Genomic DNA, 17,756 nt, shown 5'->3' on the forward strand with positions numbered 1-17,756 from the left:
CCCCATTGGGGGACCGGGGGCAAACGCCTCCGGCGTAACCGCCTCAGCCCGCCTTGATCAGGGTGCCGACACCGTGGGGGGTGAACAGCTCCAGCAGGATGGCGTGGGGCACGCGGCCGTCGAGGATGACGGCGCCATCCACGCCCTGGCGCACGGCGTCCAGGCAGGTTTCCACCTTGGGGATCATACCGCCCGAGATGGTGCCGTCGGCGATATAGGCCTTGACCTGCGCCTCGGTCATTTCCGGGATCAGGTTGCCGGCCTTGTCCAGCACCCCGGCCACGTCGGTCAGCATCAACAGGCGCTTGGCGTTGGTGGCGCCGGCGATGGCGCCGGCCGCCGTGTCGGCGTTGATGTTGTAGGTCTCGCCCGCCCCGCCCATGCCCACGGGGGCGATCACCGGAATGGTGTCGGACTTCTTGAACTGGTCGAGGATGTGAGGGTTGATTTCGGCGGGCTCGCCGACGAAGCCCAGGTCCAGCACCTTCTCGATGTTCGAATCCGGGTCCTTCTTGGTGCGGCGCAGCTTGCGCGCCCGGATCAGGTGGCCGTCCTTGCCCGACAGGCCGACCGCGAAGCCGCCGGCCTCGTTGATGGCCGAGACGATCTGCTTGTTGATCTTGCCGGCCAGGATCATCTCCACCACCTCGACGGTGGCCTCGTCGGTGAAGCGCAGGCCGTCGACGCGGGGCGTCTGGATATCGAGGCGCTTCAGCATGGCGTCGATCTGCGGCCCGCCGCCGTGGACCACCACCGGATTGATGCCCACCTGCTTCAAGAGCACCACGTCACGGGCGAAGAGGCGCGCCAGGTCGTCGGATTCCATGGCGTGGCCGCCGAACTTGATGACCAACGTCTCGTCGCTGAACTGGCGCATGAAGGGCAGCGCCTCGGACAGGGTCTTGGCGCGGTCCAGCCAGGCCTTGCGGTCGTGCAGGATGTCGGCGGTCTTGTCGGTGCTCATGGCAACACGCTCCTCAGGCGAGAGAGGCCAGCTCGGCGCGCAGCTCGGGGATGCCGGTCCCCTTTTCCGAACTGGTGACGATCAGGGTGGGGTGGGCGGCGACGCGGGACTTGATCTCGTCGAGGGTGCGGGCCTGGACGGATTCCAGCTCGGCGGCCTTCAGCTTGTCGGCCTTGGTCAGCACCACCTGGTAGATCACGGCGGCCTTGTCCAGCATCTTCATCATGTCGCGGTCGCTGTCCTTCAGGCCATGGCGGGAATCCACCAGCACCATGGTCCGGCGCAGCACCGAGCGGCCCTTGAGGAAGCCGTTGACCAGCCGGGTCCACTTCTCCACCACCCCCTTGGGGGCCTGGGCGAAGCCGTAGCCCGGCATGTCCACCAGCACCAGCCGTCCGCCCAGATTGAAGAAGTTCAGCTCCTGGGTGCGGCCCGGCGTGTTGGAGGTCCGCGCCAGGGTGTTGCGCCCCGTCAGCGCGTTGATCAGCGACGACTTGCCCACGTTGGAACGCCCGGCGAAGGCCACCTCGGTCAGGCTGGCGTCCGGCAGGTGGTCCAGGCCGGACGCGCCCTGCATGAAGGTGCATTCGCGCGCGAACAGAAGACGGCCGGCTTCAAGGAAGCCGGCCTTCTCCGCATCGTCGCTGGTGATGGAGTCGCTCAGGGCTCTACTCCTCGGCCTTCTTCATGATCACCCATTGCTGCAGGATCGACAGCGCATTGCTCCACGCCCAGTAGATCACCAGGCCCGAGGCGAAGTTGGCCAGCAGGAAGGTGAAGATGATCGGCAGGAAGCTCATCATCTTGGCCTGCACCGGGTCGGTGGGCTGGGGATTGAGCTTCTGCTGCAGCCACATGGTGACGCCCATGATCAGCGGCCACACGCCCAGATGCATGAAGCTGGGCGGCGTCCAGGGGATCATGCCGAACAGGGTGAAGATGTTGGTGGGATCCTGGGCCGACAGATCGCTGATCCAGCCGTAGAACGGCGCGTGCCGCATCTCGATGGTGACGAACAGCACCTTGTACAGGGCGAAGAACACCGGAATCTGCACCATGATGGGCAGGCAGCCCGAGACGGGATTGACCTTCTCGGCCTTGTAGAGCGCCATCATCTCCTGCTGCAGGCGCATCTTGTCGTCGGCATAGCGGGCCTGGAGATCGGCGACGCGGGGCTGCAGCTTCTTCATCTTGCCCATGGCCACATAGGACTTGTTGGCCAGCGGGAACATGGCGAGCTTGAGCACCACGGTCAGCGCCAGGATGGCGAGACCCATGTTGCCCAGCGCCGAGTGCAGCATCTGCAGCAGATAGAAGAACGGCTTGGTCAGGAAGTAGAACCAGCCGAAATCGATGGCGAGGTCGAAGCGGTCGATGCCCAGCTTCTCGGCATAGCCGTCCAGCAGGCTGACCTGCTTGGCCCCCGTGAACAGGTGGAAGCCGGCCTCCTCGGACTTGCCGGGCTCGACCATGCGGGCCGAGGCCAGGTAGTCCACCTGATAACGGTCGGCGTTGCCGAGGCGCTGATGGACGAAGCGGCCGGTGATCTCGGTCTTGGCCGGCGGCACCAGGGCGGTCAGCCAGTACTTGTCGGTGATGCCGGCCCAGCCGCCGGTGGTCTTGTGGCGGGCCGAGCCCTCCTTGCGGAGATCCTCGTACTTCACTTCCTTCAAGGTGCCGTCGAACACGCCGAGCGGACCTTCATGAAGGATGTACATGCCGGCCACCGCCGGGGTGCCGGTGCGGGCCAGCAGGGCGTAGGGGTGCAGCGCCGCGGCCTTGGTGCCGTAATTCTCCACCCGCTGGGTGACGCCGAACATGTAGTTCTCGTCCACGGTGTAGGTGCGCACGAAACGCAGCCCCTCGCCGTTGTCCCAGGTCAGCACCAGCGGCGACGCCGGGGTCAGCGGGCCGTTGCCCTGGGCCTGCCACACCGAATCGGGGCCGGGAACCTTGGTGCCGGCCTCGGCGGCGACCCAGCCGAACTCGGCCCAATAGGGCTCGGGCGATTCGGCGGGCGACAGCAGGTTGATCTCGCGCGCGTCGGCGGCGGGCGTCTCGCGGTACTTCACCAGGGTGATGTCGTCGATGCGCGCGCCCGTCAGCGCGATGGAGCCGTGCATGGCCGGCGTCTGGATGGCGATGCGGCGGCTCTTGCCCAGGGCGTCGCTCCGCGATGCGCCGGTCTGGACGGCGGCGGCGGCGGGCGTGCCGGGCACCTGGGCCGGGCTGGCGGCGGTGGCCGGAGTGGGCGCGCTGGCGGGCGACGACGCGGACTTGGCGTCCGTCGACTGGCTCTGGGCCACCGGCTCGGGCTGCTTGCTCGGGAAGAAGTACTGCCAGCCGATCAGGATGGCGACCGAAATGGCGATGGCGACGAAGAGATTGCGCTGGTCGTTCATGTCATCCTATTCCGGCAGTCGCGACGGACGGAGGTGTCCGCATTGATCGGTTTTGGCAGGGGGGACGGGGTCAAAGCCCCCGTCGTTCCAGGGGTGGCAGCGGCAGATCCGCTTTAGCCCAAGCCATGAGCCGCCGATGGGCCCGTGCTCCTCGATGGCTTGCATGGCGTAGGACGAACAGGACGGCGTGAACCGGCAGCTGGCCGGCAGCACCGGGCTCAGCAGCAGCTGGTACAGGCGGATCAGGCCGCGCATTCCCAGGCCGATGGGGTTCATGCCTCTCCCTGCTCTTTCTCGGGCGCCGTCTTTTGCAGCGCGCCGACACGTTTTAACGCCGCCAGCAAATCCTGCAAGAGAAGAGAATATGGCCGTTCCAGCGTCTCTTTGCGGCCGATCACCACGTAATCGACGCCCGCGCTGGCATGGGCCGGAAAAACCTCGGACACCGCCGCCTTGAGCCGGCGTCTGGCCCGGTTGCGGCACACCGAATTGCCCACCTTCTTGGAAACGGTGAAGCCGACCCTCAGCGAGTCGGCTTGCATTTCCGTTCCGGGAGCGGGCGCGGCCTGGAGAATCAGGCCCGGCGCCGCCCACTTTCGCCTCAGGGCCGCGACACGCAGGAAATCGGCCCGAACTTTAAGCCGATCCAGCCGCACGGCCATGGGGATTTAAGCGGACAGCTTCTTGCGGCCCTGGCGGCGGCGGTTGGCGATGACCTTGCGGCCGCCGACGGTGGCCATACGAGCGCGGAAGCCGTGGCGGCGGGCGCGGACGAGCTTGCTCGGCTGATAGGTACGCTTCACGGGAGGTACTCCAAACTGGAACGGACTTGAAAATGAGCGGACGTGTATAAGCCGGGCGAACCCAAGAGTCAATGCGCGGAGTGCATGGGTTTTAGAACCCCGTCCGACCGGCTACACTGAAGTACTTTTTCAAGAGGAGCCGCCATGGCCTGGGACCCCGCCATCTATTCCGCCTTCGCCCAGCCGCGCCTGCGTCCGGCGCTGGACCTCATGGCCCGCATCGATCTGGCCGACGCCGCCCGCGTGGTGGATCTGGGCTGCGGCACCGGCAACGTGACCCGCATCCTGAAGGAACGCTGGGCGCAGGCCGACGTCATCGGCATCGATTCCTCGCCCGAGATGCTGATGACGGCGCGCGACCACGGCGGCGGGGTGCGCTATCTCCAGGCCGACGCCGCCGGCTGGGCGGAAAGCGGCGGCGAGGTGGACATCCTGTTCTCCAACGCCGCCCTGCACTGGCTGGACGGGCACGCCGCGCTGTTTCCCAAACTGCTGGAGCGTATCGCCTCGGGCGGCGTGCTGGCGGTGCAGATGCCCCACAACCACTATGCCGCCTCCCACACCATCATGGCCGAGGCCGCCGCCGCCGGGCCGTGGTCCGAGGTGCTCGCCCCCCTGGCGGCCCGCTTCCCCGTCGGCGAGCCCTCCTTTTATTATGACCTGCTGTCCCGGCACTCCTCCCATATCGACATCTGGGAGACCGAGTACCTGCACGTGCTGGAAGGCGACAACCCGGTGGTCACCTGGACCAAGGGCACGGCGCTCAGGCCGCTGATGGACGCGGTGGACGGCGCCTGGGCCACCGGCTTCCTGGCCGAATACTCAAGGCGCATCCAGGCCGCCTATCCGCCCAGGTCCGATGGCAAGACCCTGTTTCCCTTCCGCCGCCTGTTCATGGTGGCACGGAAGGGATGATATCGGGCTACCGCCCGAACCCATCCGGGGCATGCCCCGGACCCCTTTTTATTTCCAAGTGAAGAAGAGGTCTGGAGGCGTCGCCTCCAGCCGGGGCCGGGGCGGGAGCCCCGCATGAAACGGGGGTCACGGCGCCAGATAGCCCCGCCGCACCGCCTCGTCCACCAGGGCGCGGGCATAGGCGCCCAATCGCTCCGACCCCGCCGCGATGCGGGGCAGGAGCTTGTCCACCTTGGCCCGCGTGACGCCGTGGGGCTTCCAGGTGGCGCCCCCGGTCTCGAAATTGTGCAGGAGCGGCTGCAGGCGGTCGAGCGCGTCGGCGAAGCGGGCATCCGCCGTTTCCCGGGCCTCGTATTCCTGCCACAGCGCGGCGTACTCGCCGGCCTGATCGGCGGGCAAAAGGCCGAAGAGGCGCGCCGCCGCCTTCCTTTCGCGCTCCTCCTTGTCCTCGTGCCCGGCCTCGTCGTGGATGAAGGTGTCGCCGGCGTCGATCTCGACGATGTCGTGGATCAGGAGCATGCGCGCCGCGCGGGCCACGTCCACCGCCGGATCGGCGTATTCGGCCAGCAGGAAGGCCATGGCGGCGATGTGCCAGGAATGCTCGGCGTCGTTCTCCCGCCGGGACGAATCGGTGAGCAGGGTCTGGCGCAGCACGGTCTTCAGCTTGTCGATCTCGACGATGAAGGCGATCTGGGCGGCGAGGCGGGGATCGGCGAAGGGAATCACGGCGAACCTTTCGTTGGAACGAAAGGAGTCTACTTACCCTTGCCAACCGGGCGCAACCGGTGTAAACGACCCGCTTCCGCGTGGCACCCCTGGAGGCCGCGCTCATATACGTTTGTCAGGAGAGTTCAATGTCCGAAGCAATCGCCATCGCCGCCGAGCTGCGCGACGGAAGCGGAAAGGGGGCCGCCCGTGCCACTCGTCGTGCTGGTCTCGTTCCCGGTGTGATCTACGGTGCCAAGCAGCCCGCCATCTGCATCCAGATGGACCCCCGCGTGGTCTGGGCCCAGATTTCCAAGACCGGCTTCTTCACCCAGCTGTTCAACGTCGATCTGGGCAAGGGCGGCAAGCACCTGTGCCTGGCCCGTGACGTCCAGATGCATCCGGTGACCGATCAGCCGATCCACGTCGACTTCATGCGCGTCCCCACCGACCACGCCATCCACGTGAAGGTGCCGGTCCACTTCGCCAACGAGACCAAGTCTCCGGGCATCAAGAAGGGCGGCGTGCTCAATGTCGAGCTGCACGAAATCGAGATCACCTGCACCGCCGACAACATCCCCCACGAGATCGTGGTGGACCTGACCGGCCTGGAGATCGGCGCCTCCGTGCACCTTTCGGACCTGAAGCTGCCTGCGGGCGCCAAGCCCTACCATGTGGCCGCCGGCGCGACCGTGGCCTCCATCGCGGCCCCCACCGTCAGCCGCGCCGAGACCTCCGAGACCGAGGCTGCCGGCTAAATGATCCTGCTGGTCGGACTGGGCAATCCCGGCTCCGACTACGCCAGGAATCGGCACAATATCGGCTTCATGGCGGCGGACGTGATCGTCCGCCGCCATTCCTTTGGGCCCTGGCGCTCGAAGTTCCAGGCCGAAATGGCCGAGGGAATCATCGGCGGTGAAAAGGTCGTGGTCCTGAAGCCCCAGACCTATATGAACCTGTCGGGCCAGTCGGTGCAGGCGGCGGCACGCTTCCTGAAGATCCCGGTGGACGACGTGGTGGTCGTCCATGACGAGCTGGACATCGCCCCCGGACGCCTCAAGGTCAAGCGGGGCGGCGGCGCGGGCGGCCATAACGGGCTGAAAAGCATCGATTCCCATCTGGGCCGGAATTACCGCCGGGTCCGCCTCGGCATCGGCCATCCCGGCGACCGCGACCTGGTGTCGGGCTATGTGCTGCACGATTTTGCCAAGGCGGACGAGGCGTGGCTGGTGCCGCTGCTCGACGCCGTGGCCGACACGTTCCCCATGCTGGTCGCGGGCGACGACGCCGGCTTCATGACCAGGGTGGCGCACCTCACCGCACCGCCTAAGCCGAAGAAGGAGAAGGTTCCCGCCGAGGCGGCCCCTGCTCCCGCTCCGGCACCCGTTTCCCCCCCGCCGTCCGGTGGCAGCCTCGCCGAGGCGCTGAAGGCGGCTATGACCAAGATCACCAGGAAGGACTGAGTCCATGGGTTTCAACTGCGGTATCGTCGGCCTGCCCAACGTGGGCAAGAGCACCCTGTTCAACGCGCTGACCCAGACGGCGGCGGCCCAGGCGGCCAATTATCCCTTCTGCACCATCGAGCCCAATGTGGGCCGCGTCGCGGTGCCCGATCCCCGGCTGGACAAGCTGACCGAGATCGGCAAGAGCCAGAAGGAAATCCCCACCCAGCTGGAATTCGTCGATATCGCCGGCCTGGTGCGGGGTGCTTCCAAGGGCGAGGGCCTGGGCAACCAGTTCCTGGCCAACATCCGCGAGGTGGACGCCATCGTCCACGTGCTGCGCTGCTTCGTCGACGACGACATCAAGCATGTGGAGGATTCGGTGGACCCGGTGCGCGACGCCGAGATCATCGAGACCGAGCTGATGCTGGCCGACCTGGACTCGCTCGAACGCCGTATCGTGCCCTTGGAAAAGAAGGCCAAGGGCGGCGACAAGGAAGCCAAGGCCCAGGTGGACGTCATGACCCCCATCCTGGCGGTCCTGCGCGACGGCAAGCCGGCCCGTACCGTGAAGTTCGATTCGGAAGAAGACCGCATCGCCGCCAACCGGCTGGGCCTGCTCACCATCAAGCCGGTGGTCTATGCCTGCAACGTCGAAGAGGCCTCGGCCGCCACCGGCAATGCCCTGTCGGAAAAGGTGTTCGCCATGGCTAAGGCCGAGGGCAATTCGGCGGTGGTGATCTCGGCCGCCATCGAGGCCGAGGTGGCCCAGTTGGCCTCCGACGAGGAGAAGGCCGAGTTCCTGGAGACCCTGGGCCTGGAGGAAACCGGGCTGGCCCGCGTCATCCGCGCCGGCTACGACCTGCTGCACCTCATCACCTTCTTCACCGTGGGGCCGAAGGAGGCCCGCGCCTGGACCGTGCAGAAGGGCGCCAAGGCCCCCCAGGCGGCCGGCGTCATCCATACGGATTTCGAGAAGGGCTTCATCCGCGCCGAGACCATCTCCTACGACGACTTCATCGCGCTGGGCGGCGAGGCGGGCGCCAAGGAAGCCGGCAAGATGCGCCTGGAAGGCAAGGAATACGTCGTCCAGGACGGCGACATCTTCCACTTCCGCTTCAACGTGTAAATCGAGGGGCATGCTGGGCTATCGCCCAGACCCATCCGGGGCGATTCCCCGGACCCCCTTTGATTCATAAATAACGGGAGGGTTCGGGAGGCTGTGCCTCCCGATGGGGCCGGGGCGCGAGCCCCGCATGTCAGAGAAAAGCCGCCCCCGCCAGGCTCAGGCCACCCAGCAGATGGATGCCCAGGGTGATGCGGATGGCGGCCAGCTGGCCCGTCCGCCCGCCGGCCATCAGGGGCGCGGCGGCCAGGGCGGCCAGCATGGCCAGAAGCGGCGGAGCCACCGCCCAGGGCGGCAGCTGGGACAGCCAGCCCAGGGCCAGCATCAGGGCCGAAGCCACCGCCTGCACCGAGAGATAGAGCGACGGCGCCCCCTTGTGGCCCAAGCGCACCACCAGGGTGCGCTTGCCCGCCTGTTCATCGGCGGCGAGATCGGGCACTTCGTTGACGATCAGGATGGCGGCGGTCCAGGCGCCGACGATGGCCGAACACAGTACCGCCTCAAGCCCGATAGTTCCGCTCTGCAGCCGGAAACAGGCCGCCACCGGCAGGCCGAAGGCCAGCGCCACCGCCGCCTCGCCCAGGCCGCGCGACGCCAGGCTGAAGGGCGGCAGGGAATAGGCCAGCGCCAGCGCAGCGCCCACCAGACCGAACCACAGAACCCATTCACCCTTGGTCTGGCTGAGGATGCCGCCCAAGGCGCCGGCGGCCAGCAGCAGGACCACGCCCCACGCCGCCATGGCCCGCAGGCCGAGCCGTCCGTCCTGGATGAAGCGCGAACCGCCGGTGAAGGGGGGGATGCGGTCCTGGTTGATGCGGTCGGCGCCGTTCAACTCGTCGCCCACATCGTTCAGCACATTGGCCCCGGCATGCAGGCAGGCCATGCCCACCGCCGCCAGGCCCAAAGCCACGCTGTCGAGGGCATGGGCGCGGTGAGCGCCCCAGCAGGTCCCCACCATCACCGGAACCAGGGCGGCGGGCAGGAACATGGGGCGGGTGGCGAAAAACAGGGTTCGGGGCAGGTTGGGCATGGAATCAGACTGCCCTTGCGGGGAGCGGCTCGCGTTGACGCGGGTCAAGAGCGCGGCCTCCCTTCGTCCGATGGTATAGGCGGGAGTCCACCCGATTGTTCCGGTGCGGGCAACAGGCGTAGAGTCCCGGCTTCATGATTGGCGACGCAGTCTTTGGGGGACGCGATGCCGGACAGAATACGCGGTTTTCAAACCTTGATCCATGTCTCGCTGGGCTTCGGCGCGGTGGCGTCGCTGCTCCAGTTCGGCCAGATGGACGCCAACGGCGATTCCGGCTTCGTCATCGCCGTCCAGGCGACGACCATGGCCGCCCTGGCGTTCTTCACCCACCTGATCACCCATCACGGCGGCCATTGGGTTCGCTGGGTCTGCGCCATCCTTTGGTGTCTGGGCCTGCCCTTCCTGATGATGGCCCTGATGCTGGCCTATCGCTCCGACGCGGTGATCGGCGGCCTGCTGGCCGCCCAGGCGCTGATCCAGGGGGCCGCGGTGGCCCTGCTGTTCACCGAGGACGCCGGAAACTGGTTCGAGGCCTGATGTTGTGATACCAGTGGGGCATGGGGAGGAACCGACTCCATGCGTGATCTGGTAGCCCGGGTGATGGATTCCCGATTGGCCGACCTGCTGGCCCAGTGGCGGCGGGAGGGAACGGCTGTGGCCGATCCGGCGGCGCGGTTCGCCGCCCATGCCGACCACCTGCTGGTGATCGAGGCCGAGGACGGCGCCAACCGCTACGCCCATTACGGCAAGGCCTTCGCCGATTGCTTCGGCAACGACCTGACCGGCCAGGTCATCCATCTTCTGCCCGCCGACATCCTGCCCGCCGACCGCCGGTTCATGCTGGAATTCGAGTATGGCTTCGTGCGGCGCAGCGCCCGCCCCCTGTGGCGCTCCTACACCGCCCTGTTCGGCCATGATCTGCCCCAGACCTGGCAGCGCCTGGTCCTGCCCGCCGGTGAAGGGCGGCTGGTGGTGGGGGCCTATCCGGTGACGGAATCCGCCGGCGGCGAGACCGAGGCGGCGCTGCTGCGCCTGGTCATCGACCGGGTGCCGGTGGTGCTGGCCGAGGATGGTGGGGTCGAGGATCTGGCCCTGTCCCTGGGGGCCTTCTGCGACACCAGCCGGCACATGGCCGAGCTGGAGGAACTGGCCAGCCGCGATTCGCTCACCGGCGTGGCCAACCGCCGCCATTTCGAGCATCTGGCCGGGCTGGAACTGGACCACGCCCGGCGCATGGGGCGCTCCTTCGCCCTGCTGGCGCTCGACATCGACCATTTCAAGCGCATCAACGACACCTGGGGCCACGCCGCCGGCGACGAGGCGCTGAAATCCTTCGCCAACGCCTGCCGCATGGGCTTGCGCGAATACGACATCCTGGGCCGCGTCGGCGGCGAGGAATTCGCGGTGGCCCTGCCCAATACCGGTCCCGACGGGGCCCGGGTCATCGCCGAACGCCTGCGCGCCGCCGTAGCCGAACTGGTGGTCCACCCGGCCAAGGGCCAGTTCTTCGACCTGACGGTCAGCATCGGCGTCGCCCAGCTGCGCGACACCGACACCGGCATCGCCACCATGCTGGAACGCGCCGACCAGGCCCTCTACCGCGCCAAGAACGGCGGACGCAACCGCGTGGTGGCCGAGGAATAGTCACCCGCCGTAGCGGATCTCCACCACCTCGATCATTTCCACGCCGGACGGGGTGCGCACCGGCACGCTGTCGCCCTCGAACGCCTTCAAGAGTGCGCGCGCCACCGGCGAGATCCAGCTGATCAGACCCTGTTCCAGATCGGCCTCGTCGATGCCGACGATGGTGATGGTGATCTCCTCGTCGCGGGCGTTGGCATAGGTGACGGTGGCGCCGAAGAACACCTGGTCGCGCTTCTTCTGCTGGTCTGGATCGACCACATGGGCGGATTCGATCCGCTTGGTGAGGAAGCGGATGCGGCGGTCGATCTCGCGCAGGCGCTTCTTGCCGTAGAGATAGTCGCCGTTTTCCGAGCGGTCGCCGTTGCCCGCCGCCCACGACACCACCTCGACCACCTTGGGCCGCTCCACCTTGAGCAGATGGGCCAGCTCGGCCTTCAAGGCGGCGAAGCCCTGGGGCCGCATGTAGTTCTTCGATCCCGGCGGCAGGCCCTTGGGCGTATCCTCGTGCTCGTCGTCGCCGTCGCTTTCCTTGGTGAAGGCCTTGCTCATGCCTTGGCCCCCTTGCGGGCATTGGGGTCCAGCGGCCAGCGCGGGCGCGGTGCGAAATCCAGCCCATCGCTTTGGCCCAGCCGCAGCCGCTCGATTCCCGCCCAGGCGATCATGGCGGCGTTGTCGGTGCAAAGATTCAAGGGCGGGGCCAGGAATTCCAGCCCCGTTTCGGAGCCGATTCGAACCAGCACCTGCCTGAGCGCGGTGTTGGCGGCGACGCCGCCGGCCACCACCAGATGGCGGGTGGCGGGAAAGCGCGCCTTCATCTCGCGCACGCCGCGCCGCACCCTGTCGGCCATGGAATCGGCCACCGCGTCCTGGAAGGCGCGGGCCACGTCGGCCCGGTCCTTGTCCGACAACGGCTGGGGCAGGCTTTCGATCAGCAGGCGGGCGGCGTTTTTCAGGCCCGAGAAGCTGAAATCGCAGCCCGGCTTGCCCTTCATGGGGCGCGGCAGGGTGAAGCGGGCGGGATTGCCCAAGGCCGCCGCCTTTTCCACCGCCGGGCCGCCGGGATAGCCCAACCCGGCCATCTTGGCCACCTTGTCGAAGGCCTCGCCCGCCGCGTCGTCGATGGTGGTGCCGAGCCTTGTGTATTTGCCCACCCCTTCCACCGCCAGCAGCTGGCAATGCCCGCCGGACGCCAGCAGCAGCAGATAGGGAAAGGGGATGTCATGGGTGAGGCGCGGCGTCAGCGCATGGCCTTCCAGGTGGTTGACCGCCAGAAAGGGCTTGCCCGACGCCAAGGCGATGGCCTTGCCGGTCATCACGCCGACGATCACGCCGCCGATCAGGCCGGGACCGCCGGTGGCCGCCACCGCGTCCAGATCGGCGAAGCCCACTCCGGCCCGGCGCATGGCCTCTTCCACCAGCCGGTCCATATGGGCGAGGTGCGAGCGCGCGGCGATTTCCGGCACCACGCCGCCGAACGGGCGATGCTCGTCCAGCTGGGACAGCACCACCTCGCCCAGGATTTCCCTCTCGCCGCTGACCACGGCGGCGGCGGTTTCATCGCACGAGCTTTCGATACCCAGAACAAGCAAAATGGAAATCCCTTTGCACAGCAGCGTCCGACTTACTACAACAACCACACCATGACCGCAAAACTTCCCATTCTCCGCATCGGCACCCGTGGCTCGCCCCTGGCGCTCGCCCAGACCCACGAGACCCGCGACCGCCTCGCCGCCGCCTGGGCCCCCCTGGGCCAGGACGGCGCCATCGACATCGAGGTCATCAAGACCACCGGCGACCTGGTGCAGGACCGCGCCCTGTCCGAAATCGGCGGCAAGGGCCTGTTCACCAAGGAGCTGGACGAGGCCATGCTGATGGGCCGCATCCATCTGGCCGTCCATTCCATGAAGGACGTGCCCACCGTGCTGCCCGACGGCATCGTGCTGCCCTGCATCCTTCCGAGGGAAGACGTGCGCGACGCCTTCATCAGCCGCAAGTACCAGACGCTGGCCGACCTGCCCCAGGGCGCCGTGGTGGGAACCTCGTCCTTGCGGCGCGGCGCCCAGATCCTGCACCGCCGCCCCGATCTCAAGGTGGTGAACTTCCGCGGCAACGTCCAGACCCGCCTGCGCAAGCTGGAGGAAGAGGTGGTGGACGCCACCATGCTGGCCATGGCCGGGTTGCGCCGCCTCGGCCTCGTCCAGCACGCCACCTCGGCGCTGTCCGAGGACGACATGCTGCCCGCCGTGGCCCAGGGCGCCATCGGCATCACCTGCCGTGCCGACGACACGGCCGCCCTGGATTACCTCAAGGCGCTGAATTGCCCGGATTCCTTCGTCCGCGTCGCGGCCGAGCGGGCCTTCCTCACCCGTCTCGACGGGTCGTGCCGTACCCCCATCGCCGCCCTGGCGGTGCTGGACGGCGACAAACTGTCGTTCCGGGGCCTGATCGTCAGCCCCGACGGCGCCACGGTCCACGCCACCGCGCGCACCGGCACCCGCGCCGACGCCGAGGCCATGGGCAAGGACGCCGCCGAGGAACTGATCAGGCACGCCGGACCGGGCTTTTTCGACCTGATCAAGCCGCACTGAGCCATGCGCGCATTGGTGACCCGCCCCAAGGAGGATTCCGAAGGCGTGGCCCACGCGCTGGCCCAACGCGGTCTCGAGGTGATGGTCGAGCCGCTGCTCGACATCGCCCCGGTGGAAGGCGCCCGGCTGGATCTCGACGGCGCCCAGGGCATCCTGGTGACCAGCGCCAACGGCATCCGCGCCCTGGCCCGGCTGCATCCGGGCCGCGACCTGACGGTCTGGGCGGTGGGCGACGCTTCAGCCCGCGCCGCCCGCGAGATGGGATTCACCCAAATCGAAAGCGCCGGCGGCGACGTGGACACCCTGGCCGAGCTGGTGGCGGCCCGGGTCGATCCCAAAGCCGGCGCGCTGCTGCACGCCGCCGGCACGGTGGTGGCGGGCGATCTGTCGGGGCGGCTGTCGGCGCTGGGCTATGAGGTGCGTCGTCAAATCCTCTATCAGGCGGTGACCGCCACCCGCCTGTCGCCGGCGCTGCTCGACGCGCTGGGGGCCGCAAGCCTGGACCTCGCCCTGTTTTTCTCTCCCCGCACCGCGCGGACCTTTGCTACCCTGGCGATGCAAGCGGGAGTAAGGGAGAGTCTCGCCGCCATCGCCGCCTATGGCCTGTCGGCCAATGTCTCGGCCGAGCTGGCGCCGTTGCCCTGGCGGGTGCTGCGCCAGGCGTCCGAACCCACCCAGGCCGCCCTGCTGGCCGCCATCGACGACGATCTCAACCGGGGATTCAGCCCATGACGTCAGAGCCCGTTTCCGAGCCCACCGCCGCCGTGGAGGCAGCGGCTCCGCCGCCCGGCCGCGCGAAGGGCCGCCTGATGGCCGCGCTGGCCCTCGTGGCGTTGGGCGGAGCCGCCTATGGCACTTTCCCGATGTGGCGTGCCCAGCTTGGGCTGCCCACGCCCCCCGCGGCGGAGTTCTTCGAGGTGGAGAACCTGCGGGCCGAGCTGTCGGCGGCCACCGCCCGCATCGCCCAGCTGGAGGCCCGCGGCCCCGCCGTTGCCGGCCCCATGGACACGTCGCGCCTCGACCGGCTGGAAGAGGCGGTGAGGGCAGCCCATGGACAGGCGGCGGGCCCCAGCGGCGAAATCGAATCGCTGTCGAAACAGGTGAGCGATCTCAAGCGCAACTCCGCCGAGGCCAGCGCCGTCCTGCGTCTGGCCGAGCGCGTCGAGCAACTGGACCTTGCAATCCGCGAGATGCAGAGCAAGCGGTCCTCGGCCGTCGCCCTTTTGCTCGCCACCGGCCAGCTGCGCGAGGCGGTGGCGGCCGGACGGCCCTATGAGTCCGAATGGCGCGCCGCCCGCGTGCTGGCCGGCGAGGATGGCGAAAGCCTGGGCCTGCTGGACCAGCTGAAGGACCGCGCCGCCGCCGGCATCGCGCCCCGCGCCGCCCTGATCCAGCGCTTCGACACCCTGGCCCCCGCCCTGATCCGCGCCGAAATCCTGCCCGAGGGCGAGGGCTGGTGGCGACGCACCGCCGACCGCCTGCTGTCGCTGGTCACCATCCGCCGCGAGGACGGCGCCGCCATCGGCGAAAATGCCGCCGCCGTGGTCGGCCGCGCCCAGGCGGCGCTCTCGCGCGGCGAGCTGGCCGCCGCCCTCTATGAACTGGAGGCCTTAAGCCCCGGCCCGGCCGAGGCCGCCGCCGCCTGGATCGCCGAGGCCAAGGCCCGGCAGACCGCCGACAAGGCCCTGTCCCAGCTGGCCGCCCAGGCGGTGGCCCTGGCCGGAGCGAAACCATGAGGCGGCTGCTCGTCTTCCTGGCCCTGACCGGGCTGGCGGTGGCCGGCGCCGTGTGGCTGGCCGACCGGCCGGGCGAAGTGACCATCCGCTGGCAGGGCTGGCGCGTCGATACCACCGTGCCGGTGCTGCTGGCCGTCCTGGTTGTGGTGCTGGCGGCTCTCTCGGCTCTGGGCCGTCTGGTGCGCGCGGTGTTCGGCGCCCCCGGCCGCTGGTTCCAGTCGCGGCGCCTCGGGCGCCAGCGCAAAGGCTATACCGCGCTGGCCGACGGCCTGGCCGCCGCCGCCTCGGGCGACGCGCTGCGCACCACCAAGCTGGCCCGCAAAGCCGACAGGCTGCTGAACGATCCGGCGGTGACCGGATTGCTCACCGCCCAGGCCGCCCAGCTCAGCGGCGATGACGACCAGCTGCGCCGGCGCTACGAAGCCATGACCGGACGCAAGGAAACCGCCTTCCTGGGCCACAAGGGCCTCGCCGAGCTGGCCCTGAAGCAGGGCGACCGTACGAGCGCCCGCGACTCCGCGGCCAAGGCCTTCGACCTTCAGCCCGGCGCCGAGGGGCTGGCCGTCCTGCTGCTGGACCTGCAGACCGAGGCCGGCGCCTGGGCCGAGGCCGAGCAGACGCTGCGCGCCGCCCGGCGCCGCGACGCTCTGCCCGCCGCCGAGCTGGTGCGGCGCGGCGCCCTGATCGGACTGGGCCGCGCCCAGGAGTGCCTGGCCGCCGGCAACGAATCCCAGGCCCTGGACTGGGCGCTGGAAGCCCGCGATTCCGATCCGCTGTTCGCACCCGCCATCGCCCTGGCCGCCCGGCTGCTGGCCAAACGCGGCAAGCAGCGCAAGGCAGCGTCGCTGCTGAAATCCGCCTTCAAGGCCGCCCCCCATCCGCTGCTGATCGCCGCCTGGCGCGATCTGGTCGCGGGCGAGAGTGCGCTTGACCGGGTAAAACGGTTGCAGGAGCTGGTCCAGGCCAATCCCGCCTCGCCCGATGGCCATGTGGCCCTTGCCGAAGCCGCCCTGGCCGCCCAATTGTGGGGACAGGCCCGCACCCATCTGGAAAAGGCCCTGGAACAGCGGCCGACGCGGGCCGTCTTCGAACTGCTGGCCCGCGTCGAGCGGGACGAGCGCAAGGACGAGACCGCCGCCACCGCCTGGATGGTCAGGGCCGGAACCGATTCGGCCCCGGAACAGACCTGGGTCTGCGGCGGCTGCGGCCATCATAGCCCCGACTTCGCCGTATGCTGCCCGGCCTGCGGAATCGCCGGCCGACTGGAGTGGACATGAGCCCCTATGCCCTGATCGCCGCCGTCCTGGCGGCCCTTGCCGCCTCTCCCGCTTTGGCCGCCGACGGCAAGGCCATCTACGCCGCCAAGGGTTGCCAGGCCTGCCACGGCGAGAACGGCGCCAAGCCCATCGCCGGCTCGCCGGTTCTCGCCGGCCAAAGCCCGGTCTACCTGTTGCGCCAGATGAACGAGATCGCCAGCGGGGTACGCAGCTCCAATCCGGTCAAGGTGATGAAGCCGGTGATCGACAAGACCAGCCCGGACGACCGCATCGCTCTGGCCGACTGGCTGGCGACGCAAAAGCCGGCGGACCCCCAGAGCGGCAATAAGGCCAAGGCGGACCAGGGCGCCGAACTGTTCGACGAGAAGGGCTGCATCGGCTGCCACGGCCCCGACGGGACCAAGCCGCTGTCGCCGGACTATCCCTATCTGGCCGGCCAGCGCAAGGACTACCTGATGGTCCAGATCAAGGCCATCCGCGACGAGATCCGCTCGACCCGGCGCGCCCGCATGATGGCCGCCAACGTGCGCAAGCTGTCCGATTCCGAGGTGGAGCAACTGGCCGAGTTCCTGTCTCAGAACAAGCGGAAATAGGCGGCCGGGATGAGCAAGCTTCCCCTCAGCACCCTGGTCCTGGGCGGCGCCCGCTCGGGCAAGTCGGCCTATGCCGAATCCCTGTTCGGCGACCAGTCCGCCCTTTATCTCGCCACCGGCCAGGCCCTGGACGGCGAGATGGCCGAGCGCATCGACCACCACCGCCGCCGCCGGGGACCGGGCTGGAGCACGCTGGAAGACCCCCTCGACCTGCCCGAGACGCTGGATAACGTCATGCGTCCCGACCGGCCGGTTCTGGTGGATTGCCTGACCATGTGGCTGTCCAACCTGATGCATGCCGGACGCGACGTGGAGCGTTCGGTGGACCGGCTGTGCGAGGTGCTGGCCGCCCCCGCCGGACCGGTGGTGCTGGTCTCCAACGAAGTGGGCCTGGGCCTGGTGCCCGAAACCCGGATGGGCCGCGAATTCCGCGACCACCAGGGCCGGGTCAACCAGCGGGTCGCCGCCCAGTGCCGCCGGGTGGTGTTCGTCGCCGCCGGCCTTCCCCTGATCCTCAAGGATATTCCCTGA

Annotated in this window: 22 protein-coding genes; 12 read left to right on the forward strand and 10 right to left on the reverse strand. The window is 68.6% G+C overall.

The genetic code is table 11. The features are described 5' to 3' along the window. Window positions 1-43 precede the first annotated feature (43 nt). The 6 genes from argB to rpmH form a co-directional block, all read right to left on the reverse strand. Entirely contained in the window at window positions 44-964 is a 921-nt protein-coding gene (gene argB / locus WV31_RS12110) for an acetylglutamate kinase (protein ID WP_085373799.1), read from the reverse strand. Window positions 965-977: 13 nt separating this feature from the next. Then, window positions 978-1,541 carry a ribosome biogenesis GTP-binding protein YihA/YsxC gene (gene yihA, locus WV31_RS12115; protein WP_237051279.1) on the reverse strand — a complete coding sequence of 188 codons (564 nt, stop codon included), beginning with the start codon at window positions 1,539-1,541 and terminating at the stop codon, window positions 978-980. Window positions 1,542-1,632: 91 nt separating this feature from the next. After that, window positions 1,633-3,366, reverse strand: coding sequence for a membrane protein insertase YidC (gene yidC, locus WV31_RS12120; RefSeq protein WP_085373801.1), 1,734 nt, complete (start codon window positions 3,364-3,366; stop codon window positions 1,633-1,635). Window positions 3,367-3,372: 6 nt separating this feature from the next. Continuing rightward, window positions 3,373-3,642: a membrane protein insertion efficiency factor YidD gene (gene yidD / locus WV31_RS12125; RefSeq protein WP_085373802.1), complete on the reverse strand. Its 270-nt coding sequence runs from the start codon at window positions 3,640-3,642 to the stop codon at window positions 3,373-3,375. Further along, the gene (gene rnpA / locus WV31_RS12130; RefSeq protein ID WP_145980860.1) at window positions 3,639-4,028 is read right to left on the reverse strand and encodes a ribonuclease P protein component; all 390 of its coding nucleotides are present in this window, start codon (window positions 4,026-4,028) and stop codon (window positions 3,639-3,641) included. The genes yidD and rnpA overlap by 4 nt, the downstream gene beginning before the upstream one ends. A gap of 6 nt (window positions 4,029-4,034) precedes the next feature. Then, on the reverse strand, window positions 4,035-4,169 hold the full coding sequence (rpmH, locus tag WV31_RS12135; protein WP_008619694.1) for a 50S ribosomal protein L34: 135 nt from the start codon (window positions 4,167-4,169) through the stop codon (window positions 4,035-4,037). A gap of 144 nt (window positions 4,170-4,313) precedes the next feature. On the opposite strand from rpmH, the gene WV31_RS12140 reads away from it, so the two are divergent. Then, complete coding sequence (locus tag WV31_RS12140; protein WP_085373803.1) at window positions 4,314-5,084, forward strand: methyltransferase domain-containing protein; 771 nt, start codon at window positions 4,314-4,316, stop codon at window positions 5,082-5,084. A gap of 126 nt (window positions 5,085-5,210) precedes the next feature. On the opposite strand, the gene WV31_RS12145 is transcribed toward WV31_RS12140, so the two are convergent. Then, window positions 5,211-5,810, reverse strand: coding sequence for an HD domain-containing protein (locus WV31_RS12145; RefSeq protein ID WP_085373804.1), 600 nt, complete (start codon window positions 5,808-5,810; stop codon window positions 5,211-5,213). Window positions 5,811-5,938: 128 nt separating this feature from the next. Here WV31_RS12145 and WV31_RS12150 point away from each other — a divergent pair, with 128 nt between their 5' ends. Genes WV31_RS12150 through ychF form a run of 3 tightly spaced genes read left to right on the forward strand, consistent with a single transcriptional unit; the run spans window position 5,939 to window position 8,360 of the window. Beyond that, a complete protein-coding gene (locus WV31_RS12150) occupies window positions 5,939-6,547 on the forward strand; it encodes a 50S ribosomal protein L25/general stress protein Ctc (RefSeq protein WP_085373805.1) in 609 nt (202 codons plus the stop codon). After that, window positions 6,548-7,252 (forward strand): aminoacyl-tRNA hydrolase, encoded by a 705-nt coding sequence (pth, locus tag WV31_RS12155; protein ID WP_085373806.1) that lies wholly within the window; start codon window positions 6,548-6,550, stop codon window positions 7,250-7,252. Window positions 7,253-7,256: 4 nt separating this feature from the next. Further along, complete coding sequence (gene ychF, locus WV31_RS12160; RefSeq protein ID WP_085373807.1) at window positions 7,257-8,360, forward strand: redox-regulated ATPase YchF; 1,104 nt, start codon at window positions 7,257-7,259, stop codon at window positions 8,358-8,360. A 130-nt stretch (window positions 8,361-8,490) separates the two neighbouring features. Here ychF and WV31_RS12165 read toward each other — a convergent pair whose 3' ends face one another. After that, on the reverse strand, window positions 8,491-9,387 hold the full coding sequence (locus WV31_RS12165; RefSeq protein WP_168185931.1) for a prenyltransferase: 897 nt from the start codon (window positions 9,385-9,387) through the stop codon (window positions 8,491-8,493). A gap of 195 nt (window positions 9,388-9,582) precedes the next feature. Here WV31_RS12165 and WV31_RS12170 point away from each other — a divergent pair, with 195 nt between their 5' ends. After that, window positions 9,583-9,924, forward strand: a complete 342-nt coding sequence (locus WV31_RS12170; protein WP_085373809.1) for a hypothetical protein — start codon at window positions 9,583-9,585, stop codon at window positions 9,922-9,924. A 39-nt stretch (window positions 9,925-9,963) separates the two neighbouring features. After that, on the forward strand, window positions 9,964-11,031 hold the full coding sequence (locus WV31_RS12175) for a GGDEF domain-containing protein (protein ID WP_085373810.1): 1,068 nt from the start codon (window positions 9,964-9,966) through the stop codon (window positions 11,029-11,031). On the opposite strand, the gene greB is transcribed toward WV31_RS12175, so the two are convergent. Both greB and tsaD read right to left on the reverse strand, forming a co-directional pair. Beyond that, window positions 11,032-11,580, reverse strand: a complete 549-nt coding sequence (greB, locus tag WV31_RS12180; RefSeq protein WP_085373811.1) for a transcription elongation factor GreB — start codon at window positions 11,578-11,580, stop codon at window positions 11,032-11,034. Then, a complete protein-coding gene (gene tsaD, locus WV31_RS12185; RefSeq protein ID WP_085373812.1) occupies window positions 11,577-12,620 on the reverse strand; it encodes a tRNA (adenosine(37)-N6)-threonylcarbamoyltransferase complex transferase subunit TsaD in 1,044 nt (347 codons plus the stop codon). The genes greB and tsaD overlap by 4 nt, the downstream gene beginning before the upstream one ends. A gap of 51 nt (window positions 12,621-12,671) precedes the next feature. On the opposite strand from tsaD, the gene hemC reads away from it, so the two are divergent. The 6 genes from hemC to cobU are packed head-to-tail and all read left to right on the forward strand — an operon-like array spanning window position 12,672 to window position 17,756. Next, window positions 12,672-13,619 (forward strand): hydroxymethylbilane synthase, encoded by a 948-nt coding sequence (gene hemC, locus WV31_RS12190; RefSeq protein WP_085373813.1) that lies wholly within the window; start codon window positions 12,672-12,674, stop codon window positions 13,617-13,619. A 3-nt stretch (window positions 13,620-13,622) separates the two neighbouring features. Next, window positions 13,623-14,351, forward strand: coding sequence for a uroporphyrinogen-III synthase (locus tag WV31_RS12195; protein WP_085373814.1), 729 nt, complete (start codon window positions 13,623-13,625; stop codon window positions 14,349-14,351). Next, entirely contained in the window at window positions 14,348-15,355 is a 1,008-nt protein-coding gene (locus WV31_RS12200) for a COG4223 family protein (protein ID WP_085373815.1), read from the forward strand. Before WV31_RS12195 ends, WV31_RS12200 begins: the two co-directional genes overlap by 4 nt. Next, window positions 15,352-16,632, forward strand: coding sequence for a heme biosynthesis protein HemY (locus WV31_RS12205; protein ID WP_085373816.1), 1,281 nt, complete (start codon window positions 15,352-15,354; stop codon window positions 16,630-16,632). The genes WV31_RS12200 and WV31_RS12205 overlap by 4 nt, the downstream gene beginning before the upstream one ends. Beyond that, window positions 16,629-17,225, forward strand: a complete 597-nt coding sequence (locus tag WV31_RS12210) for a c-type cytochrome (RefSeq protein ID WP_085373817.1) — start codon at window positions 16,629-16,631, stop codon at window positions 17,223-17,225. Before WV31_RS12205 ends, WV31_RS12210 begins: the two co-directional genes overlap by 4 nt. 9 nt (window positions 17,226-17,234) lie before the next feature. After that, window positions 17,235-17,756: a bifunctional adenosylcobinamide kinase/adenosylcobinamide-phosphate guanylyltransferase gene (gene cobU, locus WV31_RS12215; protein WP_085373818.1), complete on the forward strand. Its 522-nt coding sequence runs from the start codon at window positions 17,235-17,237 to the stop codon at window positions 17,754-17,756.

Origin of the sequence: Magnetospirillum sp. ME-1 (assembly GCF_002105535.1) — a bacterium.
Taxonomy (GTDB): Bacteria; Pseudomonadota; Alphaproteobacteria; order Rhodospirillales; family Magnetospirillaceae; genus Phaeospirillum.

What these genes read in the sequence shown, in the direction of transcription:
- argB (WP_085373799.1), bottom strand. Translation starts at nt 964, where the DNA reads ATGAGCACCGACAAGACCGCCGACATCCTGCACGACCGCAAGGCCTGG.
- yihA (WP_237051279.1), bottom strand. Translation starts at nt 1,541, where the DNA reads ATGCAGGGCGCGTCCGGCCTGGACCACCTGCCGGACGCCAGCCTGACC.
- yidC (WP_085373801.1), bottom strand. Translation starts at nt 3,366, where the DNA reads ATGAACGACCAGCGCAATCTCTTCGTCGCCATCGCCATTTCGGTCGCC.
- yidD (WP_085373802.1), bottom strand. Translation starts at nt 3,642, where the DNA reads ATGAACCCCATCGGCCTGGGAATGCGCGGCCTGATCCGCCTGTACCAG.
- rnpA (WP_145980860.1), bottom strand. Translation starts at nt 4,028, where the DNA reads ATGGCCGTGCGGCTGGATCGGCTTAAAGTTCGGGCCGATTTCCTGCGT.
- WV31_RS12140 (WP_085373803.1), top strand. Translation starts at nt 4,314, where the DNA reads ATGGCCTGGGACCCCGCCATCTATTCCGCCTTCGCCCAGCCGCGCCTG.
- WV31_RS12150 (WP_085373805.1), top strand. Translation starts at nt 5,939, where the DNA reads ATGTCCGAAGCAATCGCCATCGCCGCCGAGCTGCGCGACGGAAGCGGA.
- pth (WP_085373806.1), top strand. Translation starts at nt 6,548, where the DNA reads ATGATCCTGCTGGTCGGACTGGGCAATCCCGGCTCCGACTACGCCAGG.
- ychF (WP_085373807.1), top strand. Translation starts at nt 7,257, where the DNA reads ATGGGTTTCAACTGCGGTATCGTCGGCCTGCCCAACGTGGGCAAGAGC.
- WV31_RS12165 (WP_168185931.1), bottom strand. Translation starts at nt 9,387, where the DNA reads ATGCCCAACCTGCCCCGAACCCTGTTTTTCGCCACCCGCCCCATGTTC.
- WV31_RS12175 (WP_085373810.1), top strand. Translation starts at nt 9,964, where the DNA reads ATGCGTGATCTGGTAGCCCGGGTGATGGATTCCCGATTGGCCGACCTG.
- greB (WP_085373811.1), bottom strand. Translation starts at nt 11,580, where the DNA reads ATGAGCAAGGCCTTCACCAAGGAAAGCGACGGCGACGACGAGCACGAG.
- hemC (WP_085373813.1), top strand. Translation starts at nt 12,672, where the DNA reads ATGACCGCAAAACTTCCCATTCTCCGCATCGGCACCCGTGGCTCGCCC.
- WV31_RS12195 (WP_085373814.1), top strand. Translation starts at nt 13,623, where the DNA reads ATGCGCGCATTGGTGACCCGCCCCAAGGAGGATTCCGAAGGCGTGGCC.
- WV31_RS12200 (WP_085373815.1), top strand. Translation starts at nt 14,348, where the DNA reads ATGACGTCAGAGCCCGTTTCCGAGCCCACCGCCGCCGTGGAGGCAGCG.
- WV31_RS12205 (WP_085373816.1), top strand. Translation starts at nt 15,352, where the DNA reads ATGAGGCGGCTGCTCGTCTTCCTGGCCCTGACCGGGCTGGCGGTGGCC.
- WV31_RS12210 (WP_085373817.1), top strand. Translation starts at nt 16,629, where the DNA reads ATGAGCCCCTATGCCCTGATCGCCGCCGTCCTGGCGGCCCTTGCCGCC.
- cobU (WP_085373818.1), top strand. Translation starts at nt 17,235, where the DNA reads ATGAGCAAGCTTCCCCTCAGCACCCTGGTCCTGGGCGGCGCCCGCTCG.